This window comes from Pedobacter sp. (genome assembly GCF_035317785.1).
GTDB lineage: Bacteria > Bacteroidota > Bacteroidia > Sphingobacteriales > Sphingobacteriaceae > Pedobacter.
Genome location: NZ_DATHGC010000382.1, coordinates 73,585 through 98,949, shown reverse-complemented (window position 1 = coordinate 98,949; position 25,365 = coordinate 73,585). Strand labels below are relative to the sequence as shown.

Sequence of the window (25,365 nt, the reverse complement as noted above, 5' to 3'; positions counted from 1 at the left end):
GACAATGAAAGTATACGGCATAATATTATTGTTTTTAATGGGTCTTTTTCTGGCATCCTGCAAAGACCTCGATGAAATGAACATCGACCCCAACGGAATTGACCCATCGATAGCGAATCCCAGCCAATTATTACCGACGGTGATAAGTAGAAGCGGCAGCGCGGTCACAAATTTGGGATTTGGCGATATTTCAGGCGTGATGCAACAGACTCAAAAAGACGGCTGGTCTGGTGGTCATAACGATTTTGCATGGCAAAGTTCCAGCCATAATGGAGTTTGGCTAAGTCTATACCAAAACCTCAGCGATTCCAAAGAAATGTTGCACAAGGCTGAAGAAGCGAACAATGACTTTTTCAGAGGGACAGCCCTGATCATGATGGCCTACAATTTCGGCTATATTGCCGATTTGTGGGGCGATGCTCCTTTTTCTGAGGCGCTTAGGAACGACGAGGGAATAATGAGCCCCAAGTACGATTCGCAATTCGATATTTACAAGGGCATACTCAATTACCTCGACCAGGCAAACACCCTGCTGTCAAAAAACCAGAGCGAATATAACACGATCGCTAACGGCCAGGATATCCTCTACGCCGGCAACGTATCCAAATGGCGTAAGTTTGCCAACTCGTTGTCGATAAGGTATAATTTGAGGCTTTCGGAAAAAGAGTCTTCATTCGCTCAGGCGAATATAGGTAGGATCTTGGGAGACCCTGCCAAATATCCCCTTATTTTGGAAGTTGCGGACGAAGCCGCTTTTGCATATCCCGGAAACAATCCGTCGAGTTCATGGCCTACTAACATTGTTGGAAATACCGATCTGAGTTCCGATTATCACAGAAGAAAAATGTGTTCTACGTTGGTAGAAGAGATGCGGCAGCATAACGACCCCAGGTTGGGCGTATGGGCAAACAGAGTCGAGTTGCCCTTGCATCTTGACGAAAGCAAAAGCGACACCTACGACAATGTCGAAGATGTTGTCTTCACGATCAATGGAGAGACAACAACGGTAAGATGTCGCGTGATCGGCAAGGGAGTTGCGGATGATTACGTTGAAAAATACGATGAGCCTGTTAACTATAATCTCGATTTTATCGGGATGCCCCCCAACTGGACAACCCTTTCACTGTTCGCCTATAATGTGAGCCCGGTAACGTATCAGGGAAGGCCGAACCCACACTGTTCGATGCTTAATGATATTTACAAACTGGCTTCCCATGAGTTGTTGAAATCGAGAATGTTGTCTGCTGCTGAGGTTCACTTCGACCTTGCCGAGATCGCGCTGAAAGGATGGGGTGGCAATGCTTCATCTCATTATAACGATGCGATTAGGACATCTTTTGAAACCTGGGGTGTAGCCAATGGTTACGCCACTTATATTGCCCAACCCGGCGCGGCATTTGCCGGCACCCTGGAACAGATCATTACACAAAAATGGGTTGCCAGCTGGAGCGCCACCTGCGAAGCGTGGTTCGACTGGAGAAGAACAGGGTATCCCGCATTTGAAACCGTTGGTCAAGGCGCTAAACAAGAAGTAATACCTATCAGACTGTATTACCCTACAAATGAAGAGACGACCAATGCTGAAAAATTAAGAGGGGCATTGTCGAATTTTGAAGATACACGTTATTCTCTTGAGGAACCCGACAACGAAGCGTTTCCTGTAATGAAAAAGAACAGTGCATGGGCAAAAATGTGGCTGTTGCAAGGTACCAGCAAGCCCTGGTAAAATATATTTTATAATGTTATAATAAATTAGAATTGAAATGAATACTTTTTTTCGTTATTTCGCAGTTTTGATACTGCTCTCCTCGGCTTGCGCCGCCCAAAAACAGAAGGTAGACTTCGTACCCATTACCGAAGTAAGAGACCAAGTATTGAAGCGTCTCATCAAACAGGAGCCCAATGAACGTTTTGATAGTTTGGACGATAAGTTTGTGATGAACTTTATCACAAAGGAAGAAAGGCATGTTTTTGCCAATAATGGTTGGCTATTCACTGTCGATAAGCCTGCAATCGTATCGGTAATGCGGTTCAAAGGGCAGAAAACAGTCCCATTTTGGCTGGAAGAAAGTGGTTTTAGAAACACAGGAAAAACCGTTAGTAATGGTAGTTTCGACTATGATGTGTGGCAAAAACAATTTCCGGCAGGGAAAATAAACCTGGGAATCAATGGCTTCGACCTCGATAGAGTAGTCTATTTTGTTACGATCGGGCCTGTAGAGAAAGGCTCAAAGTTGAACATTACTGATGTCTACCCTAATAAGTTTCCCATTATTAAAATGAAAAAGGGCGCATATACATATAACGACTGGCCTAGCCTGACCATAAAGGAGATGCCCGACGAATTGGAGGGACACACCCTGTTTACCACCATCCGTGGTCGTGCCCGGGAAGCCAGCGTGGTGAAGAGTTTTCGCCCGACAATGCACCCATCGTCTACGACTCCCGACGAAGTCGTGTTGTCCTGGGAGGGTGACAATACCACCACTCAGGCAGTGCAATGGCGAACCGATACGACCGTAACCGACGGCTATGTCCGTTACTGGAAGCACGGTGCTTCTGAAAGTGGTGCACAAGAAGCGGCCGGAACGGCGCTTCGCCTTAAAGACGTTTACATCAGCAATCACATGGAGATCAATCATTGGGGCCTCAACCTTACCGGATTAACCCCGGGTACGAAGTATGATTACAAAGTGGTCAGCAAACAACAAGGCACAAGCAGCGAAATGTATACATTTACAACCGCTCCGGCTAAGAAAGAGACACCGTTTAAATTTATTTACATTGGCGACACCCACAATGCCGATATCGTAAAACCTACTTTGGAACAGGCCCTCAAAGACTGTCCGGATGCGGCATTCTTAACCCATACCGGTGATCATGTCAACACAGGTTTGTTCCGTAATGAATGGGACAGACAATTTTACCTGGGTAAGGATATGTTTGCAAGGGTTCCATATATGCCTGTGTTGGGTAATCACGACAGCCAGGACGGACTTCCCCCGGAACTCTATACGCAACTTTTCAGGCTGCCCCAAAATTCCGGCTGCGGCCTGATCCCCGAACGCAATTATTCGTTCACTTACGGAGACGCACGTTTTATTGTAATCGATGTTACCGGAGGAAATGCCGAGAAAATTAAATGCTGGCTCGACCAGGAGATGAAAAATGCAACCGAGAAATGGAAAATAGTCATGATGCACTTTCCGCCGTATCATAACGACCGCTACTCTCCGCAGCTTCGTGCATGGTGGGGACCTCTGTTCGATAAGTACGGTATAGATCTGGTATTATCGGGGCACATCCACCAATATTTTCGCTCGTATCCAATATTCGGCGACGAAGTAGTGAACACACCCGGAAAGGGGACTGTTTATGTTGCATCAATGGTAGTGAAGGGAAATGAGAGCGAAAGAGTACCGTCGTCTAAATATAACGTAACTTATTCATTTAAAGGAGGGCAGTATCAGATCATTGAAATAAACGGTAATAAACTTGATTTTCTGTCGAAAAGTAGCGACGGAGAGGTTATCGACAAATTTCAAATTGTGAAACCACAATAGTTTTTGCATCATCTCCATTAATTAGTTGGACAGTGTGAGCAAGGTGCTGCACCCTACTCACACTGTTTTTCTGAAATGCAGGTAACAGGATCCCTCCATTTTATCATTTTAAAATACAATCGCATGTTTAAAAAAGTTTTATTCGTAGCATTATTGCAAACAGCAGCTATGGCCACAGCCTGGGCACAGGAAACAACACGTTTTAAGGAGATTGAAAAGGCATTCCTGTCTCCCGATTCAAAGATAGTAATGATCGCCTCCCACCGCGGTACTCATAACGAATTTCCAGAAAATTCTATGGCAGCGTTTAGAAAAGGGATCGAATTGGGTATTGATATTATTGAACTGGATGTCCGCCATACGAAAGATGATTCTTTGGTGGTCATGCACGATGGTTCAGTAGACAGAACAACAAATGGTAAAGGTAAAGTGTCTGATCTTACTTTTGAAGAAGTAAGAAGGCTGCGTCTGAAATTCAATGGCCAGCTTACAGATCAACAGGTTCCTACCTTGGAAGAAGCGCTGAACTTGGCCAAGGGAAAGATATTGGTAGACCTTGATATTAAAACAAATAAAATTGCCGAAATCATGAAAGTGGTTGATAGGACCCAAACAGTAGGTAATACCATGTTCTTTTTAGGTCGTCCTGTTTATGCCAAAATGGTAAAAGAGAAAAATCCCAGTATAAGAACACTGGTAAGAACACACAAGGCGGCAGACATCGATTCCCTTTTTGCTATAACCAAAACAGAAGCTATACATATAGACCCTTCCCACAATACTTTGGAAGTAACCAGCAAAATAAAAAAGAATGGCGGACGTGTCTGGATCAATGCTTTGGGAGTGATAGACAAAAGAGCGGCAGCTGGTGACCTGGAAGCCTATGGGGAATTACTGATGAATGGTGCGAATATGGTGCAGACGGATTACCCCGCTTTACTTATGAAGTACCTGCAAAGTAAAAACCGCTATTATTTGGGCAAGAAAAAAGGGAGGATTTAAAAAATCCTCCCTAATGTGGAGCCGAAGGGTTTCGAACCCTTGTCCAGTTGTGTGATAAATTATGCCTTCTACATGCTTATCTTCCAATCAATTGTCGGGATCTGGCGGGCTGGAAGCCGACCTAGCCGTTCACCTTAGGTACTTTATCTCGCAATTGTACCGTACCTTACAATTGCCAGCGTTGTTATTTCGATGCCCCATATTCTGACCTAACATCGCAGCAGCCAGAGGGACAAAAGCTATTTAATTCTAAATTAAGCAGCTAAGGCGTAGTTATTTTCGCCAATTATAGTGTGAACGTTCTCTTTTAAGTGCTCTCCGTACAACGCACTGCATGCTAACATACTTAGCTCCACCCTGTCAAATCCAAGACGGCCCCATTTGTTAGTAATTACAAAAGTACTAAAATTATGCCAGAGTTCTGCCCGGATATTGCTTTAAAGCATGTTCAAGGCAGTCCATAGCCCTGTTTAAAGCCTCTGTATTAAGTACATAGGCCATCCTTACTTCATTTTTTCCGGATCCTTTTGTCGAGTAAAATCCTGTTGCGGGTGCCATCATGACAGTGGCGCCTTCGTGGTTAAAGTGTTCCAGTATCCATTGACAGAATTTGTCTGAGTCGTCTATCGGCAGTTTGGCCACGATATAAAAAGCTCCTCCCGGGTTCGGACAAAAAACGCCGTCTATGTTGTTGAGTCTTTTGACCAGTGTGTCCCTGCGCAGGGTATATTCCTTGTTTACGGCTTCAAAGTAACTGTCAGGAGTGTCAACGGCTGCAGTACCTGCTATTTGTTCCACCATACCCGGACTTAACCTGGTCTGGGCAAACTTTAGTGCTGCCTGGATCACTGCTTTATTCTTAGTGATGATACAGCCAAGTCTGGCTCCGCAGGCACTGTAACGCTTCGATACCGTATCAAGCAGGACTACGTGTTCGTCAAGGCCGCTCAGGTGCATTGGAGAGACAAATTCCCTGCCATCATAGCAGAACTCCCGGTAGGCTTCGTCTGCCATCAGGAACAGATCGTATTTCACGCACAATACTTTTAATGCTTCCATTTCTGCCCTCGAGTACAAATATCCTGTTGGGTTGTTCGGACTGCAAATCAGAATGGCTTTTGTTTTTGGCGTGATCAGTTTCTCAAATTCTGCGATTGGAGGTAAGGCAAAGCCGTTCTCTATGTAAGACAATATAGGTTTTACAACTACATTGCTCATACAGGCAAAACCATTGTAGTTGGCATAAAAAGGTTCGGGAATGATGACCTCGTCTCCTTCGTTTATACAGGTTTGCATCGCAATAGTTATGGCTTCTGAGCCTCCAACAGTGACGAGTATATCTTCGGGACTGATGTTGTAGCCCAGTTTATTGTAGTACTCTGTAAGTTTGGTTCTGTAACTGAGCGTACCTTCTGAGGCCGTGTATGCCCAAACATTAAAATCGATGTTCTTTATGGCATTGAGCATGCCTTCCGGAGTAGCTATGTCTGGCTGTCCGATATTAAGATGGTAAACTTTTTTGCCCTCTGCTTTGGCTTTGTCAGCGTAAGGGGTTAGTTTTCTTATCGGGGATGCAGGCATCTGAATCCCTTTCTCTGAAATAGTTAGCATGGAACAAAAGTAAAAAACCTCGTTGATTAACGAGGTTTTTTTTAAAAAATATCTTAGTGTGAATCTATTTGGTTGCTGTCGGCGGAACGTTTCCTTTAATGTAAAGCACTTTTGTAGTGGTTTTCGCATTAGAGAGGATGGTAATAGATTTGTTAAAAGGCAATGTGCTTGTTGGGTTGTATGTAACCTTAATAATACCTGATCCGCCTTTTTTTACAGGTGTTTGAGTGTATTCAGGAACGGTACATCCGCAGGAAGTCTCCACCTTGCTAATGATCAGAGGCTCATCTCCGGTGTTGGTAAACTTAAAATCGACAACTGCTGGTTTGTTGGCAGCAATCATTCCAAAGTCGAAGGTTTCCTTGTCAAACTTAAATTCAGCGGGTTTAGCCTGAGCATTTGCTGCAACACTTATTCCTAAAATTAATGTAAATAGCAGTATTAGCTTTTTCATGTTATGTGAGTTTATAAAACAAATTTAATGTTTTATGTGATAATTCAAAAAGTATTCCAACATATAAAATTACCGCACACAGTTGAGTCATACTTTAGATTTTATGTATCTTTGCCGCATACCGATTTGCTTATGATGCCAGATATAAAACTCACCACTAATCCAATCGATGCCTCAGAATTAAGTTTTGATGATTTCAAAACCATTGTTATTAATGATTATAAGATCGCTTATGAAAGCAGGCAAGCCAGCTTATTAGGTCGAAAAGAGGTGTTGACGGGTAAGGCCAAGTTTGGTATTTTTGGGGATGGTAAAGAGCTGCCGCAGATTGCTATGGCAAAAGCTTTTAAAAACGGCGACTGGCGCTCCGGCTATTACAGGGATCAGACCTTCGCATTCGCCACCGGTATTTGTACACTAAAAGAATTTTTTGCGCAGTTGTATGCCAATCCAAGCATTGAGGCTGATCCGGCATCGGCAGGAAGACAGATGAACTGCCACTTTGCCACCCGTTCGATCAATGAGGACGGAAGCTGGAAAGACCTGACTGAAATTAAGAACAGTTCGGCGGATATTGCCCCGACCGGCGGACAGATGGCCAGACTGGTAGGTTTGGCCTATGCGTCTAAATTATACAGACTGAACCCTGAGCTGGAATATTTAAAGAATTTCTCGGTAAAGGGGAATGAGGTTGCCTTTGGTACCATTGGTAATGCTTCTACATCGGAAGGAGTGTTCTTCGAAGCGATCAATGCTGCGGGAGTTCTGCAGATTCCCATGGCCATGTCGGTTTGGGATGATGGTTACGGAATATCTGTCCCTGCAAAATATCAGACCACAAAAGAAGACATTTCTGAGATACTAAAAGGCCTTCAAAGAGACGAAAATGCGCCCGGTTATGAGATCTATAAGGTTAGGGGCTGGGATTATCCGGCCTTGTGTGAAACTTATCAGCGTGCCATTGATGTTTGCAGAGCTGAGCATGTCCCGGTACTGATCCATGTGACCGAAGTAACCCAGCCTCAGGGACATTCCACTTCGGGATCGCATGAACGCTATAAGGAACAGTCGCGGCTCGACTGGGAGAAAGAATACGATTGTATCATTCAGATGCGTAAATGGATGATTGAATCTGCTATCGCTACCGAAGAGGAAATCGAAGAACTGGAAAGTTCGGCAAAGATATTTGTCCGGGATACACAAAAAGAAGCATGGAATGAATTTTTAGCAACGATTAAAGGTGAAAAGGACCTGGTTGTGGAAATGATCAATACCCTCGCCGACCGGAACCCTGGAATCAGGAAGATATCTTCCCTGTTATCGTCGACACCGGATGCATTCCGTAAGGAGGTCATCTCGTCTGTGAGAAAAACATTGCGCCTTACGGTTAACAGTCCATCCCCTGAAAGGGATACCTTGCTGCAATGGTATGCTGCCCAGGCTGACCTCATTGAGGATAAGTATCATTCCAAATTATTTACTGATGGCAACGAGAGTCCTTTTCTGGTCGCTCAGGTCCCTGCTGTATATAATGAAGAAAGCCGGATGGTCGACGGACGGGAAATATTAAATGCCTGTTTTGATGCTAATTTTGCCCGTGATAAGCGATTGGTGGCATTTGGCGAAGATCTTGGGGCTATTGGAGACGTAAACCAGGGTTTTGCAGGTTTGCAGGCTAAATATGGTGAGCTCAGGATTACCGATACCGGCATCAGAGAGATGACCATTATTGGTCAGGGAATTGGACTGGCCCTGCGTGGTTTGAAGCCCATAGCTGAAATACAATATCTCGACTATTTGATCTTTGCGTTAAATGTACTTAGTGATGATCTGGCTAGTTTGTCGTATCGGACTAAGGCAGGCCAAAAAGCCCCGCTGATCATCAGAACCAGAGGACACCGACTGGAGGGTGTCTGGCATTCTGGTTCGCCGATGTCTATGATACTCGGTTCTTTGAGGGGACTTCACATTTGTGTTCCGCGCAACATGACACAGGCTGCGGGAATGTACAATACATTGTTCAGGTCTGATGAACCTGCTTTACTGATTGAATGTTTAAACGGCTACAGATTGAAAGAAAAGCTGCCGGAAAACATTGGCGAATATACTGTGGCCTTAGGAAAAGCTGAGGTTATCAAAGAAGGCACAGATATCACTGTGATATCTTACGGTTCGACCTTGAGGATCGTGGAAGAAGCAGCCGAAGAACTCGCGCTGCTCGGCATATCGGTTGAGATCATAGATCCGCAAACGCTTTTGCCTTTTGATAAAGCGCAGATCTGTGCCTTGTCACTGTCAAAAACCAATAAACTGCTGGTGGTGGATGAAGACGTTCCCGGAGGCGGGGCTGCTTTCATTTTGCTGCAGATACTGGAGGAACAAAATGGATATTACCACCTGGACGGTCAGCCAAGGACATTGACTGCCAAAGCGCACAGGCCGCCTTATGGATCAGACGGTGATTATTTTAGTAAGCCTTCTGCTGATGATGTAATAGAAGTGGTTTACAATATGATGAATGAGAGTAATCCTGGTAAGTATCCGGCGATATTTTAGATAAAACAAAACAAGCAGGTTATAACCTGCTTGTTTTGTTTCTCAGCAGATGATCTGCAAGGACCAAAGCAGCCATGGCTTCTACGATGACCACCGCTCTTGGCACTACACATGGATCGTGACGGCCTTTACCTTTTATCTCTGCAGCCTCTCCAGCGGCGTTTATGGTTTGCTGATTGTGCATGATCGTCGCAACAGGTTTAAATGCTACGGTAAAGTTGATCTCCATACCATTGGAGATTCCCCCCTGAATTCCCCCTGAAAAATTTGTTAATGTTTTTGGTGTTCCCGTCTGACTGGCCAGGAAGATGTCATTGTGTTCAGATCCCTTCATTTCACTTCCCATGAATCCTGAACCATATTCAAATCCATGTACCGCGTTGATGCTTAGCATGGCTTTGCCCAGGTCGGCATGCAATTTATCAAACACAGGATCACCAAGACCAACAGGACAGTTTTTGACGATGCAGTTGATCTTTCCGCCTACAGTGTCTCCATCTTTCCTTATGCCGTCTATAAACTCAATCATTTGGTTTGCAGTGGCGGGATCCGCGCAGCGAACAATATTGTCCTCGCGCACAGCCAGCAATTCGCTGATGTCATTGCCTTCCAGATTCGGGGCTTGTATTTTTCCAACGGAAGAAACATGGGCAAAGATCTCGACGCCATGATGCTTTAAAAATAACTTGGCAATCGCACCTGCGGCTACTCTTGCTGCGGTCTCTCTTGCGGAAGAGCGGCCACCTCCGCGGTGATCACGGATGCCATATTTGGCATCATATGTATAATCGGCATGGGAAGGTCTGTAGACATCGGTATTGTGGCTGTAGTCTTTGCTGCGCTGGTCTTCATTGGGAATTAGCATAGCTATAGGAGTACCTGTGCTTTTGCCGTCAAATGTCCCGGACAGGATTTGTACGACATCACTTTCTTTACGCTGGGTAGTGATTTTTGATTGTCCGGGTTTGCGTTTGTCCAGTTCTGACTGAATGAAATCCAGGTCAATTGGCAATTGTGCAGGACAGCCATCCAGGATTACGCCAATTGCGACTCCATGTGATTCACCAAATGTAGTGATGCGAAATATTTGTCCGAATGTATTACCTGCCATTTTAATAGTATTAACGTTTACTGATCTGATTAAACTTCTTTAACTGTAAATTCTGCCTTTTGCAAGTCCTTCCAGAAATCCGGATAAGACTTTTCTACGACATCCATATCTTCAAGTACAATTTCTTTGATGAGCAGGCTCAACGGAGCAAATGCCATGGCCATCCTGTGATCTTCATAAGTTTTGAAACTTACCCGGTCAGGGAAATTAAGTCCATCGCAATTTAAGGTATAAATAAGATTGTTTTCCGTGAGCGTTACCCCAATTTTGCCCAGTTCATTTTGTAATGCAAGGATACGGTCTGTCTCCTTGATCTTGAGCGTCTCCAGGCCCGTAAAGGCGAGATTTTTCTTTAATGCGGCTGCACATACAATGATCGTCTGTGCCAGATCAGGGCAATCTTTCAGGTCCAGTATTTCATCGCTGAAATTCTGTTCGGTTGATGTAACAGCGATTCCATTATCAGTTTTACTGGTCCGGACACCAAAAGCCACCATGATCTCACGTATCCGGCTGTCGCCCTGCAGGCTTTTGCCTTTTAGGTACGGAAGGCTGATCTGTCCGTTGTCCAGGAGTGCAGCAATACTGTACCAATAAGAGGCGGCGCTCCAGTCCGGCTCTACCGTAAGCACAGCAGGTTTAAAAGGCTGAGGCTTGATGGTGATGCTGCTGTCATTCCAGCTGTGTGAAATTCCTGCCTCTTCCAGCATATCCAGGGTCATCTTTACATAGGGAAGAGAGGTAAGTTCCCCCTCAATTTGCAATGTTAATCCTTGTTGAAGAGTTGGAGCGATCATCAACAGCGCCGAGAGGTACTGGCTGCTCACATCGCCTTTGATCTTAACTGTGTCTGTGCTTTGCTGCAGAGGCCCGTTGATCAGCAAAGGAGGATATCCTTCCTGCTGGGCGTAGGACAGGTCAGCGCCAATGGCTTTGAGCGCTTCAGCTAAAATGCCTATTGGACGCTGCTTCATTCGTTCAGTTCCGGTTAAAAAGAATTTTCCGGGCAGTGCAGAAAGATACGCAGTTAAAAAACGCATTGCAGTTCCCGCAGGCCCTACATCAACTGTTTGCTGATGTGGGCTGTCATGCGAGATATTGTTTAAAATACCATTCAGGGTAACCGTATCTGCCGCGTTGGACACATTGTCAACTTTCACCAACCCCTTACTAAGTGAACTGATAATTAGTGCCCTGTTACACTCGCTTTTGGACCCCGTAAGTGTTATTTCTGTATTGATATGTTTGTTTCCGGTAAAGGAAACAAGCGCATTTTTGCTCATTGTTAAGATTTAACTTCTGTATGTGCTTCTGCTGCAATACCCTGTTCGGCTTTGCCCGCGTTCATGATCTCAGTTTGTTTACGGATAGATTCACCATGAACAAGCTCCAGGAATTTTTCAGTGAAGTTTACATCCAGGTTCAACGCTTTTGCAAATGAGATTCCTTTTTTAATAATCGCATCCCAGCGGTTTACTTGTAAGATAGTTACCTGGTTGTCACGTTTAAATTCACCAATTTTACCAACAATAGCCATGCGCTCACCTAATTTCTGCAATAAAATATCATCTATTTTGTCAATCTGCTTACGCAAATCTGCAAGCTGATCAACGAAAGCTTCGTTTTTAGATTCTGGTTCACGAACCGTTAAACGTTCTGCAAGTTCACCAAGGGCAGCAGGAGTAAGCTGTTGTTTAGCGTCTGTCCAGGCAACAGAAGGATCTACATGTGACTCGATCATTAATCCTTGCATATCTAAATCCAATGCTTTTTGAGAAATGTAAGGGATCAGTTCGCGGTTACCGCAGATATGACTTGGATCATTGATGATTGGAAGGTCAGGTAATAATGTTTTCAACTGGATCGCAAGTTCCCACATGGGTTCGTTACGGAATGAGCTTTTCTCGAACGAAGAGAAACCGCGGTGAATGGCACCTAACTTGGTAATACCAGCACGGTTGATACGCTCCAATGCACCTGCCCATAATTGCAGATCCGGGTTAACCGGGTTTTTTACCAATACCGGAATGTCTACGCCTTTTAAGGCATCAGCGATTTCCTGAACTGTAAACGGGTTAACTGTAGAACGCGCGCCAATCCATAAGATATCTACGCCGGCAGCCAAAGCTTCCTCTACATGTTTTGCATTCGCAACTTCAACGGCAGTTGGTAAGCCTGTTTCTGCTTTAGCTCTTTTCAGCCATTCCAGTCCGATGCTTCCAATACCTTCAAATTCTCCCGGACGGGTACGTGGTTTCCAGATACCAGCTCTCAATACAGATACTTTTCCTGTCGCGGCCAGCAAATGAGCTGTGGTCAGCAGTTGTTCTTCTGTTTCAGCACTGCAGGGACCAGAGATGATCAATGGCTCGTTTTTAATGTTTAGCCAGGTGTTTAATGGCTGGATGTTCAATTGTAATTTCATTTTTTTGGGGTTTGATAATGTGTTAATATTTTATTTAAGCGGGCCGACGGGAGAACTATACTTTATCGTTCTTTTTGTATTCACCCATAATGTTAAAGTTCACGGTGTATTTTAATGCCTGACGTACAGCTTTGTCGTAGCCTTCCATGTTGTTCCATTCCACATCCACGTAAAAGTAATAGTCGTTTCTTTTTCCGAGTACGGGCATGCTTTGGATCTTGGTCAGGTTCACCTGCTGTTCGGCAAATATGTTCAGTACTTTAGATAACGCACCCACGTGATTGCTTACCTGGAAGCAGATCGACGCTTTGTTAATCTCTTTCACTTGTTCGGATTTATCATCTTTAAGGATCAGAAAACGGGTAAAATTCTTTTTGTTGGACTCTATCCTTCGTTCAATAATGTTCAGACCATATAGTTCGGCAGCAAGTGTATTTGCTATGGCGACTGTGTCCGTAAGCTGTTCTTCTTTGATCTTTTTGGCGCAGGCTGCTGTATCACTGCCTTCGATTACCTGGATATGAGGGAAGTCGTAAAAAAAATCAACACACTGACGAAGCGCAATAGGATGGGAGGTTGCAAATTTTATATCCTTAAATTTTACACCGGGTAGAGCCATTAAGTGCAATTGAATAGCAAGGTAAACTTCACCAACAACTGCAAAGTTGTATTCTCTTATTAAGGTGTAATTGGGCAACAGGCTGCCGGCAATAGAATTTTCTATAGCCATGATGACATAGTCAGCTTCCTTGTTTTCCAGTACCTCACAAGTTTGTTTAAAAGAACTGCATTCAACGGTCTGAATGTCGTTCCCAAAGAACTTGAAGGCAGCTTCTTCATGGAAAGACGCTTTGATACCCTGAATTGCTACTCTTGTTGGTTTTTTCATTTTCTTATTAATGCTTTGCCCTTTGCCGGACGGTATTGCTTTGTTTTTTGTGCTTAATAAAAAAGTCCCGGCGTTTGGCCGGGACTTTCGTATACATTTATCTTGTTGATATCATTGCATATTAGTCCCGGCTCTTACTAAAGTAGTAGAAGTAACCAAACCAATATGTAGTGATATTTTTCATTTAGAACCTATTGTTTCTTTTTGTTTCGCCAAATGTACTAACAAAATTTAATTTGTCAATACTTATTTAAAAAAAATTATTTACTGTTTCTCAGGTTTTGTTGCTGAACTTCAGAATTTTAACACTTATACCTATTTAGGCAAACTGTTATAGTAATCCAAACTCTCCAAAATAGCTGCTGCAGAGACCCTGCAGTTAAAATCACAGGCGCCGATTTTGCTAAGCAATGAAAACATGATCTGCCCGTTTTCGTTTTTCTTGTCGCTTTGCATGAACTCCATCAATTGTCCGAAACTTTCTTTTTTAATGTGATAGTCCGGATAAAGCGCCAAAATATAAGTGCTGATGTCGGTGAGTTCCGCTTGAGTCAGCGTGTTGTTGCCGGCCGACAAGTACCCTTCACAGATCATCCCAATGGCGATGGCTTCTCCATGGGTCAATGGCTTTTTATCATTGATCAGGGAATAGGTTTCTATTGCATGACCTATGGTATGGCCATAATTTAAGATCTTGCGCAGGCCTTTTTCGTGCGGATCTTCAGTGACAACTTTATTTTTGATCTCTACAGAACGATAAATGGCAGGAGCAGTGATCTCTTCATAATCGGATTTTTTAAGATCTTCATAATAGGAGCTGTCTGCGATCAGCCCGTGCTTAATCATTTCTGCAAATCCGGACAGCAATTCGCGTTTTGGAAGAGTTTTCAAAAAGGAAGTCTCGATAAAGACCGCTTGCGGCAGCGTAAAAGTACCTACCATGTTTTTTACATTGTCTACATCGATCCCTGTTTTACCGCCTACGGATGCATCAACCTGTGAGAGCAGGGTAGTGGGGATGTTGATAAAATCGATTCCGCGTTTGTAAGTAGAAGCTACAAAACCGCCCATGTCTGTGATCACGCCTCCACCCAGATTGATCATTAAGCACTTGCGGTCTGCGCCAAAATCCAGTAATGTTTTCCAGATGCCGATACAAAAGTCTATATTTTTATTTTCCTCTCCCGGATCCGTCTCAATCAGGTCAAAGCCCGTATAATCTCCAAGCATTTCCTGAAATAAGGGAAGGCAAAGTTCAGAGGTATGACCGTCAGCAAATACAAAAATTTTGCTGTACTTCTCTGACGTTAAGATTTCTGTTAATGGTGCGAGCTGTGATTCAAAATGAATGGTGTGTCCGGCGCTGTCTAGTTTGTTCATTAAATTACAGTTATTTTCTGGCCCATAAAATCAATTACATCCCCTACGCGTACCTTAAGCCGCTTGCGGTAGTCTACTTTTCCATTATATTTGACAAGACCGTCTTCTACAACGGTTTGGGCTTCACCACCGCTTTGTACAAGGGCAGTTGCTTTGAGCAATTGAATCAGGGGAATGAATTCGCCTTCCAGTTTAAATTGTATCATGATAGGGCAAACTTACAATTATTTATAAAGTGTTTTACCACCCATAGCATTGGAATTCATATTTTTGCCATCGAATTGACTAACTGACATTCATAAATGGAACTATCCCCCAAGAAATCGTTGAATTTTGATGATACAGAAGTTGCATTCCGCAACCAATCCAACACCGAGCTTAATTCAGCTTATTGGCTCTTTAAGATCATTAGCAGTAATTTTCTGACTAAAATCGGCCCGCCCATTACCAATTTCTTTTTAAATGCCGGTCTTCCTGTTAAAGGAATCATCAAGGCAACTATTTTCAAACATTTTTGCGGTGGAGAGACCATCGCTGAATGCGAAAACACTGTAGCGCAGCTGGCCTCAGGTCATGTAGGGACTATTCTGGACTATTCTGTGGAGGGGGAAGATGAAGAATCAGTTTTTGATTTTACCTGTGAAGAGATCATCAGGACCATTGAAAGGGCCGCTGGGGATAAGCGCATACCCATTACGGTATTTAAAGTCACAGGAATTGGCCGCTTTGGTTTACTGGAAAAACTGGACGCAAAAAATGAACTTTCTGAAACTGAACAGCGTGAGTTTGAAAAAGTGAAGCAGCGCTGCGAGAAGATCTGCAGAACAGCGTTTCATAAAAATGTGCCTGTTATGATTGATGCCGAAGAAAGCTGGATCCAGGACACCATTGACCAGCTGGCAATGGACATGATGCGTTTATTTAATCAAAAAAGCATTATTGTTTACAACACTTACCAGATGTACCGCCATGATAAGCTGGCAGATCTGAAAGCAGACCATCTGATCGCTAAAGCCACGGGATATATTTTAGGGGTGAAAATGGTGCGCGGTGCCTACATGGAAAAGGAAAGGAAAAGAGCAGAAGAAATGGATTATCCCTCGCCGATACAACCTGATAAGGCGGCGTCTGACCGGGATTACGATGAATCTTTAAATTATTGCATAGCTCACATTAATGAAATTGCTTTTGTTTGCGGTACACACAATGAAGAAAGCTGCCGGATTCTTGCCCGGCTTTTGGATGAGCATAACATCAGCCACAATCATCCGCATGTTTATTTTGCCCAGTTGCTGGGTATGAGTGATAATTTAAGTTTCAATTTATCGGACGCAGGCTATAATGTGGCTAAATATGTGCCTTATGGTCCTATTAAAGCTGTTATGCCTTATCTTTTCAGAAGAGCGCAAGAAAATACCTCCATTGCCGGTGCAACGAGCAGGGAGCTCGGATTGATTATAAAAGAGAAAAAGCGCCGAAGGCTTTAAGGAGCAACCAAAGGCATCATAAAAAACAGCCTTAGCTTGTGCAAAGCTGTTTTTTATGATATTATCCTTCTAAATATATCATTCCAGATCAAACCGGTCAAGATTCATGACTTTGTTCCAGGCCGATACAAAGTCTTTCACAAATTTATCCTGCGCGTCTGCGCTTCCGTACACTTCAGCAATAGCTCTCAGTTCTGAGTTAGACCCAAACACCAGATCTGCACGGGTGGCTGTCCATTTTATTTCACCAGTAGCGCGATCACTGCCTTCATATAGTTCCCTGTCCTGAGATGCCGCTTTCCATGCAGTGCTCATGTCGAGCAGGTTTACAAAGAAATCGTTGGTGAGCTGTCCCGCGCGTGAGGTGAAAACACCATGTTTAGAACCATCAAAATTTGTGTTCAATACGCGCATTCCACCCACTAAAACTGTTAATTCCGGTCCTGTAAGGCTGAGCAACTGAGCTTTGTCTATCAGCAGCTCTTCAGTGGATACCGGAATTTTTGATTTACGGTAATTACGGAAGCCGTCAGCAATGGGTTCCAGGTAGCCAACAGATTCCACATCGGTTTGTTCCTGGGAAGCATCCATGCGGCCGGATGCAAAAGGAACGGTGACCGCATGTCCCGCATCTTTTGCTGCTTTTTCGATACCTGCACCACCGGCTAGCACAATCAAGTCTGCCAGAGAAACCTTTTTGCTGTCTGACTGTGCACTATTAAATTCTTTTTGAATACTTTCCAGCGTGTCGAGGACCCTTTGTAACTGTGATGGATTGTTGACCTGCCAGTATTTTTGAGGAGCCAGACGAATCCGGGCACCATTGGCACCGCCGCGTTTGTCTGATCCACGGAAGGTGGAAGCTGAGGCCCATGCCGCAGACACCAGTTCCGATATGCTCAGCCCTGATCCCAATACTTTTGACTTCAAAGCCGCAATGTCATTTTCGTCTATTAGTTTATGGTCAACCGCAGGAATAGGGTCTTGCCAAAGCAGTTCTTCTTCCGGCACATCAGGGCCCAGGTAACGTGCACGAGGTCCCATATCACGGTGTGTCAATTTAAACCATGCACGGGCAAAAGCATCCGCAAATTCTTCCGGGTTTTCCAGAAAGCGCCTGGATATTTTTTCGTAAGCCGGATCAAACCTTAAGGCAAGGTCAGTGGTGAGCATGGTTGGCGCATGTTTTTTTGAGCCATCAAATGCATCCGGTATAATACCCCCTGCATCTTTGGCTACCCACTGGTGCGCACCGGCCGGACTTTTAGTAAGCTGCCATTCAAAACCAAGGAGGTTTTCGAAGAAATTATTGCTCCATTGAGTTGGTGTTTTCGTCCAGATTACTTCAAGCCCGCTTGTAATCGTGTCAGCGCCTTTACCAGATCCATAGCTGTTGCTCCAGCCCAGGCCCTGCAATTCCAGGTCAACGGCTTCCGGTTCTTTGCCTACGTGGGTAGCAGGGGCAGCGCCATGTGTCTTACCGAAACTATGGCCGCCTGCAATCAGGGCAACTGTTTCTTCATCATTCATTGCCATACGGCCAAAAGTATCACGGATGTCTTTAGCGGAGGCGATAGGGTCAGGATTGCCATCAGGTCCTTCAGGGTTTACATAGATAAGGCCCATCTGCACAGCAGCAAGCGGCTTTTCCAGCTTGCGGGAGTGGGTATCGCCGTCTGCATCATCATCCGAAACCAAAACGCCATGATTCTCTTTCACACCCTCAGATCCGTGAGCATAACGCAGGTCACCACCAAGCCAGGTACTTTCGGAACCCCAATACACATCCTCATCTGGCTCCCACACGTCGGGACGTCCGCCGGCGAAACCAAATGTTTTAAAGCCCATTGACTCCAATGCTACATTACCAGCAAGGATCAGCAGGTCTGCCCATGAAATTTTGAGACCATACTTTTGTTTAACAGGCCACAGCAGTCTGCGGGCTTTATCGAGGCTCACGTTATCAGGCCAGCTATTCAACGGGGCAAAACGTTGTTGTCCTGCACCCGCACCGCCACGGCCATCACCCACACGGTACGTGCCTGCACTATGCCATGCCATACGAATAAACAATGGGCCATAATGGCCGAAGTCTGCCGGCCACCAATCCTGTGAGTCGGTCATCAGTGCGTGAAGGTCTTTTTTCAGGCTGTCCAGGTCGAGGCTTTTAAAAGCTTCGGCATAGTTAAAGTCTTCACCAATCGGGTTGGATAAGGAAGAATGCTGACGAAGAATGCTCAGCTTCAATTGGTTTGGCCACCAGTCACGGTTCCGGGTGCCGCCACCGCCAACATTGTGCTTCATACTGCCATTGTGAAACGGGCACTTGCTGATATCGTTAGAATCGTTTTCCATTTTAATGATTTTTTGTTAATGAACGGATGCTTATTATCTAAATATACAACAGATAATAACGACTAACAAACTGCTTTTTTCTATAGCATTATAGCTAAAAACTATTCATTTATTTAATGAAGCATTAAGGGGTTATAAGAGATGGTTTTCAATTAAAACCTGTTCCAGCTCTTTAGGGTGTCTGGTCATCAGCAGCGTATTTAGTCCGGCTTGTTTGGCGCCCTCGATATGCTGCGGACTATCGTCTATAAATAAAGTCTCAGCAGGATCAAGTTGATTCTCCCTGACGACCTGTTCAAATATTGCCACATCAGGTTTGCGCAAAAACATCTGCTGTGAATAATAGGCCTTTTCAAACAGCTCACTATTGTCACTTATACTGAATTCCCTTTTCAGGTAATCCAATATATAGTTGTAATGTGTTTCATTAGTATTGCTCAGCAAAAAAGTGCGGTATTTTTGCTTTACTTTAAGCAGCACATCATGAACTCCGGGAGGTACGCCGATCAATAAACTGTTCCAGGCCGCATCGATTTCCTGGTCGGTTAAGTTTTCATCCCCTGCCGCCAGGCGTATTCCGGCCCTGAATTCAGCTGGAGAGATGGCCGCAATTTCAAAATCATTAAAAAGATTATTGTGGCTTTTATGTGCGAAAAACTCCTGGATATCTGCAATACCGAGTTGTAAAAGAGCATTTTGCGCCTTCTTAAAGTCTATTTCGAAGATGACATTGCCATAATCGAAAATGATGTTTTTTATTTTTTGTGTTGAAACAGTTTCCATAATTGAATACAAATATGTAACATTGCACTCGCAAAATCTAAAAGATTTTACAGGGCCATTAGCTCAGTTGGTTAGAGTAGAAGACTCATAATCTTTTGGTCGATGGTTCGAGCCCATCATGGCCCACCCTTTGGGTAAACACGTTTCAGCGTTGTTTGCCCATTTTTTTTGCCTTCTTTTTTTTTGGAAATCATGCAGATGACAGAGACGACTTCTATATTGCAGCCCACCGCAATATATTAAGTGTAAAAATTTTGTGGCTGACTTTGGATTATAATGTTAAATTTGTTTTAAGCAGACATTAAATTCATGAATTGCAGACTCTTATCTGATAACGAATTAATTGTTCTTTTCAAAGGAAGTTGTCAGCATGCATTTAAAGAAATTTACCTCAGGTACTGGCAAAAGGTCTACCAAGTCGCTTACCGGAAAGTACATCACAAAGAACTTGCCGAAGAATTAACCCAAAATCTCTTCACAGAACTCTGGAGACGAAGAGAAACAGCAGTTATAAACTCATTAAGCGCCTATCTTTTCGGGAGTTTAAAGTATAGCATCATTAACCACTACAAATCATTATTGGTTCAGGAAAATTACCACAATTACATAAAGGCATCCAATAATTATGGAATTGTAAATAATACGGATTATTTGCTGATGCTTAACGAATTGTCTGAAGCCCTTGCCAAAGGGATTGCGTTATTGCCAAAAAAAACTGCCGAAGTATTCAGGATGAGCCGCATAGAGCACAGGTCAGTAAAAGACATTTCCGAACAGCTTAATATCTCAGAAAAAGCAGTGGAATACCACATCACACAATCACTGAAATCAATTCGGTTTTACCTTAAAGAGTACATGCTTCTTTTGGTTACTTTTATTATTTTCCAATAAATCTTAAATTTTCAAATATTTTTTAGGGGTAGGGTCGACTTAGCTTACATATAGTTTAAAAGCTATAAAAATGAGCAGAGAAGCGTTTCATCTATTGTTAGAAAGATACCTGCAGAACAAGTGTACGGATGAAGAAAAAGAAATTATTGAAAAATGGTATGGAATGCTTGATCAGCAGGACATGCAGGATATTGCCCCGGCGCAGGTAAAAGCGCTTGAACAAAAGTTATGGGACAGAATACACGAAAATGCACTCGCATCAGAAAGTGAAATCCCCATTCGTAAACTGAAACCTGCGTTCAGATTATCAATGATTTTAAGGACAGCCGCGGCGATGATTGCAAGTTTTATATTGATAGCGGGTTATCTGTTTTTTAGTACGGAGAGTGAGAAACCTGAATTCATCAAATCTGCATCTGCAAATGATATCAATTCTACTGCAAATGATACCGGTAAACCATTGATCGTTAAATTGGAAGATGGAAGTTTGGTCACGCTTCAGCCAAATGCAATGCTGAAATACCCCCGGCACTTTTCTAAATCCGTTAGGGAAGTATCCTTAGATGGAGAAGGATTTTTTGAAATCAGTAAAAATCCATTAAGACCATTTCTTGTCTATAATAAAAACGTCATTACCAGAGTGGTAGGCACAAGCTTTATTGTAAAAACCAATAGTGCGGCAACTGAAACAGAAGTAACTGTTAAAACCGGAAAAGTAATCGTTTCTCCAAATTCAGGTAGCCTATCCTTTAAAATTGACGGGCTGCTAACATCAGGTAAGGGGGTAGTACTTACTCCAAACCAAAAAACGGTCTACAATGCATCGGAAAATAGCTTTGCAACCACCCTGGTTGACAAACCATTGCCGATCGTTACAAAAAATAATAAACAGACTGCAAAGGAGAGTTATTCCTTTAATGATATCCGTGTAGCAGAAGTGCTAAACCAGCTTCAGAAATCGTACGGAATCGAATTCACTGTGGAAGACAAAGAGTTATACAATTATACGTTTACAGGGGATCTGTCTGAACAGAACCTTTATAGTCAGCTGGATTTTTTATGTGAATCCATACAGGCCACCTATGAGGTCAAAGGGACTAAAATAATTATCAAAGGAAAACAATAAAATTCAATCAACCAGAACTCACCTAAACCAGTCAGACTTATGAAAAAAAGAGAATTCTACTAAGTAAACACTCAAAAAAAAACTGACAATGTTGTGGGACATTGCCAGTTAACAATTCTGTACGAAAACTTTCATATTAACGAACAAAACTCCTAAAGTTATGAAAATAAAGCGATTTGTTGCTTTAATAAAAACAGCAATGAGGATATCTATAGCCCAAATATTTCTTGTAGTTCTCTTTACATGCGGCGCAGCGGCAAAAAATGCGGAAGCTCAGGAAATACTGAATAAGGAAATTTCCATCAGTATCAATGATGCCAGGGTAACTGAGATACTCAACGAAATACAAAACCAGACAAAAGTTAAATTTATTTATAGTCCATCGGTAATTAAATCTGACCGCATCACATCTGCAAATTATATCAAAAAACGACTTGGAGATATTCTGGATAAAACATTAAACCCATTAAGTATCTTTTATAAAGTGATCGACAACCGGATTATTCTCTATGATAAAGACGCTTCAAAAAAACCAGCTCCACCCGATGCCAATAAACCTCCTGTATCCGTTAAGGGCAAGGTAACTTCTGCAAAAGGCGAAACACTGCCTGGTGTAAGTGTAAAGGTAAAAGGCACGACCATCGTTACCGTTACAGATGCAAATGGGAATTTTGCAATCAATGCGCCTGATGCAAGTGCTACGCTGATCTTTTCTTATATCGGCTTTACTTCTAAAGAAGTTCCCATAAATGGAGAAAACACTTTAAGCGTACAGCTTATTGAAGAATCGACTTCATTAGGAGAAGTGGTTGTTTTAGGCTATTCCACTCAAAAAAAGAAAGACCTGACCGGTGCCGTTTCAGTTGTAAACGTAGCCGAAATGATTAAACAACCCAGTCCCTCTATAAACAATCTTTTACAGGGACAAGCCTCAGGAGTCACCATCCTGGGTTCAGGTCAGCCCGGGGAAGAACCTCAGGTACGTATCAGGGGGGTAAATACGTTCGGAAACAATAATCCGCTTTATGTAGTGGATGGGGTGCCAACACTTAACGTTGCTGATTTAAACCCTAACGATATCGAGTCCATGCAGGTGTTGAAAGATGCGGGTTCGGCCTCTATATACGGGTCGCGTGCTGCAAATGGGGTAATTGTCATCAGTACAAAAAAAGGTAAAGATAAAGTGAAGGTACAGTATGATTCTTATTACGGTACTCAACGCCCTAAAACCGGGAATGTCTGGAACATTTTATCTCCGCAGGAGATGGCAGACTTAAAAAGGCTCGCCGAAACAAATTCCGGTGCCGATAGCTTTGATGATCCATTATATGGCAATGGGCCGACTTATGTTTTACCAGATTATATTTATCCGCTTAAAGCTAAAGAAGGAGATCCTTCAGTAAATCCAGCTTTATATAATGTGAAGCCGCTGTTTACATCTGACGATGAATACAATGCCTTCTACAGGATCAACAGGGCAAATAAACAAGGTACGAACTGGAACGACGAAATATTTAATCCGGCTCCAATCACCAGTCAGAATGTCTCTGTAAGCGGTGGTTCAGATCAGGGAAACTATCTTTTTTCGGCAAACTACTTTAACCAAAGAGGAACGCTGGACAGGACTTACCTGAAAAGGTATACGGTTCGCTCCAATACACTGTACAAAATCGGCAAGTACGTCAGGGTGGGTGAAAACCTGGCTTATACCATTACCAACAATCCCAAAGTAGATGGACTTACCGGCGATAATGCGATTGGCCATGCATTCAGAGAGCAGCCCATCATTCCTGTATACGACATCAAAGGGAATTTTGCAGGTGGTTACGGTGGCAAGCTGGGTGATGCCTACAATCCTGTAGCCATGCTTTACCGTACTAAAGACAACAAAGCAACAGACAACAGGTTATTTGGAAATGTCTACGCAGAGGCTGATCTTCTTCCGTTCTTAACGCTCAGAACTGTATTTGGCGCCGACTCTTATTCGGGTGCATCAAGATCATTTGTCTATCCTCAATATGAAAATGCGGAGAATACCACGAGCAACAGTTATGCGGAATCTTCTAATACAGGACTGGAATATACCTGGACAAACACATTGTCATTTAATAAAACTTTCAATCTGCACAGTTTAAAAGTGCTGGTCGGAACGGAATATAACAAGAACCGTTACAGTACAATGAGCGGTAGCAACAAGGGATATTTCTCTTTTGATCCGGATTATACGAACCTGTCCAATGGCAGCGGACCAATGGAAACCACAAGTGAAAGGACTGCAGATGCCTTATTTTCTCTGATTGGCCGTGTTGATTACGCATTTAATGACAAGTACCTGATTGGTGCTACCATCCGTCGTGATGGTTCTTCAAAATTCCTTAAAAATACTTATGGGGTATTTCCGGCTGTAAGTGCAGCATGGAGGGTTTCTAAAGAAAGTTTCCTGTCGGATGTGAGCTGGATCACTGACCTTAAAATAAGAGGAGGCTGGGGGATCATGGGCAACCAGGTAAATGTTTCCGGCGCCAATTCTTTTACCACATTTGGAAGTGGAATCGGCCAGTCTTATTATGCCATTGGCGGCGGCAATGCTGTTGTTGCGGGCTTTTATCAAAATCAAACCGGAAATCCTGATGCCAAATGGGAGAAAAACGTGAACTCAAACTTCGGATTTGATGCGACATTGTTTGGTGGAGGAATAGAGATTTCCGCAGACTATTATCAAAAAAATGTTCGTGACCTGTTATACAATCCTGAAATGATTGCAACTGTTGGCGCCGCCACGGTTCCGTTTGTAAACATTGCGCAAATGAAAAACGATGGCTTCGATATTTCACTGACCGGGCATAAGGATATCGGTAAGGATTTTAAAATCAATGCTACGGCAACGATCACTACGTACCGTAATGAAATAAAAAAAGTATCTGGTGATGTGGATTATTATGATGTTGATTCAAGGAGATTCGATGGCAGCCGTATCATCCGTAACGCTGTTGGCCATTCTGTAAGTGAGTTCTTTGGCTACCAGATAGAAGGATTCTGGAACTCGGACAGCGAAATTGAAGCTGCAGATCAAAAAACCCGGGATGCCACTGGTGATCCAAATAGTGTTTATCAGGACAATGTTAAAGTCGGCCGGTTTAGGTATGCCGACGTTAATGGCGATGGGATGATCACTGCCGATGACAGGACTTTCCTCGGCAATGCAAATCCTGATTTTAGCTATGGGCTCAATTTGGGCGCAAGCTTTAAAAGCTTTGATTTCAGCGCTTTCTTCTATGGTGTTCAGGGCAATTCAATCTGGAACCAGGTGAAATGGTGGACGGATTTTATGCCTTCATTTGGTGGTGCAAAAAGCCATACTGCGCTTTACGATTCCTGGACAAGTACCCGTCATAATGCAAAGGCACCCATCCAGGAAACTGAGCAATCATTTAGTACAAACAGTGTCCCTACTTCCTATTTTGTAGAAAAGGGATCATACCTGAGGCTAAAAAATGTGCAGATCGGCTATACGTTACCGGCGAATGCACTTCAGAAAGTTGGCGTCAGCAGATTGAGGCTTTATGTCTCGGCGGCTAACCTGTTTACAGTTACAAAATACTCAGGGGTGGATCCGGAAATCGGAACATCAAGCGAAACCGGACAGCAAACTGCTTATGGTGTTGACGATGGGTCTTATCCAAGTCAGCGGACCTTTCTATTGGGCATAAATTTACATTTTTAACGGTTAAT

At 43.4% G+C, this 25,365-nt stretch carries 18 protein-coding genes, 1 tRNA gene and 1 other RNA gene; 9 read left to right on the top strand and 11 right to left on the bottom strand.

The annotated features are described in order from the left end of the window. Positions 1 to 4: 4 nt before the first annotated feature. The 3 genes from VK541_RS24425 to VK541_RS24415 all read left to right on the top strand — a co-directional run bounded on the left by VK541_RS24425 (position 5) and on the right by VK541_RS24415 (position 4,565). The gene (locus tag VK541_RS24425; RefSeq protein WP_324373229.1) at positions 5 to 1,726 is read left to right on the top strand and encodes a SusD/RagB family nutrient-binding outer membrane lipoprotein; all 1,722 of its coding nucleotides are present in this window, start codon (positions 5 to 7) and stop codon (positions 1,724 to 1,726) included. 37 nt (positions 1,727 to 1,763) lie between these two features. Next, on the top strand, positions 1,764 to 3,563 hold the full coding sequence (locus tag VK541_RS24420) for a metallophosphoesterase family protein (protein ID WP_324373228.1): 1,800 nt from the start codon (positions 1,764 to 1,766) through the stop codon (positions 3,561 to 3,563). 123 nt (positions 3,564 to 3,686) lie between these two features. Beyond that, entirely contained in the window at positions 3,687 to 4,565 is an 879-nt protein-coding gene (locus tag VK541_RS24415; RefSeq protein ID WP_324373227.1) for a glycerophosphodiester phosphodiesterase family protein, read from the top strand. Between the two features lie 13 nt (positions 4,566 to 4,578). Here the strand turns inward: VK541_RS24415 and ssrA are convergent. From ssrA to VK541_RS24400, 3 genes are all read right to left on the bottom strand, one after another. Then, positions 4,579 to 4,944, bottom strand: a transfer-messenger RNA (tmRNA) gene (ssrA, locus tag VK541_RS24410). A 29-nt stretch (positions 4,945 to 4,973) separates the two neighbouring features. Further along, positions 4,974 to 6,176 (bottom strand): pyridoxal phosphate-dependent aminotransferase, encoded by a 1,203-nt coding sequence (locus tag VK541_RS24405; RefSeq protein ID WP_324373226.1) that lies wholly within the window; start codon positions 6,174 to 6,176, stop codon positions 4,974 to 4,976. Between the two features lie 64 nt (positions 6,177 to 6,240). Then, positions 6,241 to 6,630 carry a DUF1573 domain-containing protein gene (locus VK541_RS24400; protein WP_324373225.1) on the bottom strand — a complete coding sequence of 130 codons (390 nt, stop codon included), beginning with the start codon at positions 6,628 to 6,630 and terminating at the stop codon, positions 6,241 to 6,243. A gap of 132 nt (positions 6,631 to 6,762) precedes the next feature. Here VK541_RS24400 and VK541_RS24395 point away from each other — a divergent pair, with 132 nt between their 5' ends. Next, on the top strand, positions 6,763 to 9,186 hold the full coding sequence (locus tag VK541_RS24395; RefSeq protein WP_324373224.1) for an alpha-ketoacid dehydrogenase subunit alpha/beta: 2,424 nt from the start codon (positions 6,763 to 6,765) through the stop codon (positions 9,184 to 9,186). 19 nt (positions 9,187 to 9,205) lie between these two features. Here the strand turns inward: VK541_RS24395 and aroC are convergent, their stop codons facing one another. The 6 genes from aroC to VK541_RS24365 form a co-directional block, all read right to left on the bottom strand. Then, positions 9,206 to 10,297, bottom strand: a complete 1,092-nt coding sequence (gene aroC / locus VK541_RS24390; RefSeq protein WP_324373223.1) for a chorismate synthase — start codon at positions 10,295 to 10,297, stop codon at positions 9,206 to 9,208. A 29-nt stretch (positions 10,298 to 10,326) separates the two neighbouring features. Then, positions 10,327 to 11,580 carry a 3-phosphoshikimate 1-carboxyvinyltransferase gene (locus VK541_RS24385; protein ID WP_324373222.1) on the bottom strand — a complete coding sequence of 418 codons (1,254 nt, stop codon included), beginning with the start codon at positions 11,578 to 11,580 and terminating at the stop codon, positions 10,327 to 10,329. 2 nt (positions 11,581 to 11,582) lie between these two features. Then, a complete protein-coding gene (locus VK541_RS24380; RefSeq protein ID WP_324373221.1) occupies positions 11,583 to 12,722 on the bottom strand; it encodes a chorismate mutase in 1,140 nt (379 codons plus the stop codon). Positions 12,723 to 12,777: 55 nt separating this feature from the next. Continuing rightward, positions 12,778 to 13,611 (bottom strand): prephenate dehydratase, encoded by an 834-nt coding sequence (locus VK541_RS24375; RefSeq protein WP_324373220.1) that lies wholly within the window; start codon positions 13,609 to 13,611, stop codon positions 12,778 to 12,780. Positions 13,612 to 13,926: 315 nt separating this feature from the next. After that, positions 13,927 to 14,991: a 3-dehydroquinate synthase gene (gene aroB, locus VK541_RS24370; protein ID WP_324373219.1), complete on the bottom strand. Its 1,065-nt coding sequence runs from the start codon at positions 14,989 to 14,991 to the stop codon at positions 13,927 to 13,929. After that, positions 14,991 to 15,197, bottom strand: coding sequence for an RNA-binding S4 domain-containing protein (locus VK541_RS24365; RefSeq protein ID WP_324373218.1), 207 nt, complete (start codon positions 15,195 to 15,197; stop codon positions 14,991 to 14,993). Before VK541_RS24365 ends, aroB begins: the two co-directional genes overlap by 1 nt. Positions 15,198 to 15,293: 96 nt before the next feature. On the opposite strand from VK541_RS24365, the gene VK541_RS24360 reads away from it, so the two are divergent. Beyond that, positions 15,294 to 16,478, top strand: coding sequence for a proline dehydrogenase family protein (locus tag VK541_RS24360; RefSeq protein ID WP_324373217.1), 1,185 nt, complete (start codon positions 15,294 to 15,296; stop codon positions 16,476 to 16,478). A gap of 78 nt (positions 16,479 to 16,556) precedes the next feature. On the opposite strand, the gene katG is transcribed toward VK541_RS24360, so the two are convergent. Together katG and VK541_RS24350 are read right to left on the bottom strand one after the other, a co-directional pair. Beyond that, the gene (katG, locus tag VK541_RS24355) at positions 16,557 to 18,833 is read right to left on the bottom strand and encodes a catalase/peroxidase HPI (RefSeq protein ID WP_324373216.1); all 2,277 of its coding nucleotides are present in this window, start codon (positions 18,831 to 18,833) and stop codon (positions 16,557 to 16,559) included. A gap of 132 nt (positions 18,834 to 18,965) precedes the next feature. Beyond that, positions 18,966 to 19,616 carry an HAD family phosphatase gene (locus tag VK541_RS24350; protein WP_324373215.1) on the bottom strand — a complete coding sequence of 217 codons (651 nt, stop codon included), beginning with the start codon at positions 19,614 to 19,616 and terminating at the stop codon, positions 18,966 to 18,968. A 52-nt stretch (positions 19,617 to 19,668) separates the two neighbouring features. Between VK541_RS24350 and VK541_RS24345 the strand changes: the two genes are divergently transcribed. The 4 genes from VK541_RS24345 to VK541_RS24330 all read left to right on the top strand — a co-directional run bounded on the left by VK541_RS24345 (position 19,669) and on the right by VK541_RS24330 (position 25,357). Then, positions 19,669 to 19,742, top strand: a tRNA-Ile gene (locus VK541_RS24345). Between the two features lie 183 nt (positions 19,743 to 19,925). After that, positions 19,926 to 20,507 carry a sigma-70 family RNA polymerase sigma factor gene (locus VK541_RS24340; protein WP_324373214.1) on the top strand — a complete coding sequence of 194 codons (582 nt, stop codon included), beginning with the start codon at positions 19,926 to 19,928 and terminating at the stop codon, positions 20,505 to 20,507. Positions 20,508 to 20,577: 70 nt separating this feature from the next. Further along, positions 20,578 to 21,633 (top strand): FecR family protein, encoded by a 1,056-nt coding sequence (locus tag VK541_RS24335; protein ID WP_324373213.1) that lies wholly within the window; start codon positions 20,578 to 20,580, stop codon positions 21,631 to 21,633. Between the two features lie 199 nt (positions 21,634 to 21,832). Continuing rightward, complete coding sequence (locus VK541_RS24330) at positions 21,833 to 25,357, top strand: TonB-dependent receptor (RefSeq protein ID WP_324373212.1); 3,525 nt, start codon at positions 21,833 to 21,835, stop codon at positions 25,355 to 25,357. Positions 25,358 to 25,365: the final 8 nt, after the last annotated feature.

Bases quoted from the DNA above. Each gene is read 5' to 3' on its own strand.
- VK541_RS24405 (WP_324373226.1), bottom strand. From the start codon at position 6,176: ATGCTAACTATTTCAGAGAAAGGGATTCAGATGCCTGCATCCCCGATA.
- VK541_RS24330 (WP_324373212.1), top strand. From the start codon at position 21,833: ATGAGGATATCTATAGCCCAAATATTTCTTGTAGTTCTCTTTACATGC.
- VK541_RS24415 (WP_324373227.1), top strand. From the start codon at position 3,687: ATGTTTAAAAAAGTTTTATTCGTAGCATTATTGCAAACAGCAGCTATG.
- aroB (WP_324373219.1), bottom strand. From the start codon at position 14,991: ATGAACAAACTAGACAGCGCCGGACACACCATTCATTTTGAATCACAG.
- VK541_RS24375 (WP_324373220.1), bottom strand. From the start codon at position 13,611: ATGAAAAAACCAACAAGAGTAGCAATTCAGGGTATCAAAGCGTCTTTC.
- katG (WP_324373216.1), bottom strand. From the start codon at position 18,833: ATGGAAAACGATTCTAACGATATCAGCAAGTGCCCGTTTCACAATGGC.
- VK541_RS24395 (WP_324373224.1), top strand. From the start codon at position 6,763: ATGATGCCAGATATAAAACTCACCACTAATCCAATCGATGCCTCAGAA.
- VK541_RS24350 (WP_324373215.1), bottom strand. From the start codon at position 19,616: ATGGAAACTGTTTCAACACAAAAAATAAAAAACATCATTTTCGATTAT.
- VK541_RS24360 (WP_324373217.1), top strand. From the start codon at position 15,294: ATGGAACTATCCCCCAAGAAATCGTTGAATTTTGATGATACAGAAGTT.
- VK541_RS24380 (WP_324373221.1), bottom strand. From the start codon at position 12,722: ATGAAATTACAATTGAACATCCAGCCATTAAACACCTGGCTAAACATT.
- VK541_RS24420 (WP_324373228.1), top strand. From the start codon at position 1,764: ATGAATACTTTTTTTCGTTATTTCGCAGTTTTGATACTGCTCTCCTCG.
- VK541_RS24400 (WP_324373225.1), bottom strand. From the start codon at position 6,630: ATGAAAAAGCTAATACTGCTATTTACATTAATTTTAGGAATAAGTGTT.
- VK541_RS24425 (WP_324373229.1), top strand. From the start codon at position 5: ATGAAAGTATACGGCATAATATTATTGTTTTTAATGGGTCTTTTTCTG.
- aroC (WP_324373223.1), bottom strand. From the start codon at position 10,297: ATGGCAGGTAATACATTCGGACAAATATTTCGCATCACTACATTTGGT.
- VK541_RS24385 (WP_324373222.1), bottom strand. From the start codon at position 11,580: ATGAGCAAAAATGCGCTTGTTTCCTTTACCGGAAACAAACATATCAAT.
- VK541_RS24365 (WP_324373218.1), bottom strand. From the start codon at position 15,197: ATGATACAATTTAAACTGGAAGGCGAATTCATTCCCCTGATTCAATTG.
- VK541_RS24340 (WP_324373214.1), top strand. From the start codon at position 19,926: ATGAATTGCAGACTCTTATCTGATAACGAATTAATTGTTCTTTTCAAA.
- VK541_RS24335 (WP_324373213.1), top strand. From the start codon at position 20,578: ATGAGCAGAGAAGCGTTTCATCTATTGTTAGAAAGATACCTGCAGAAC.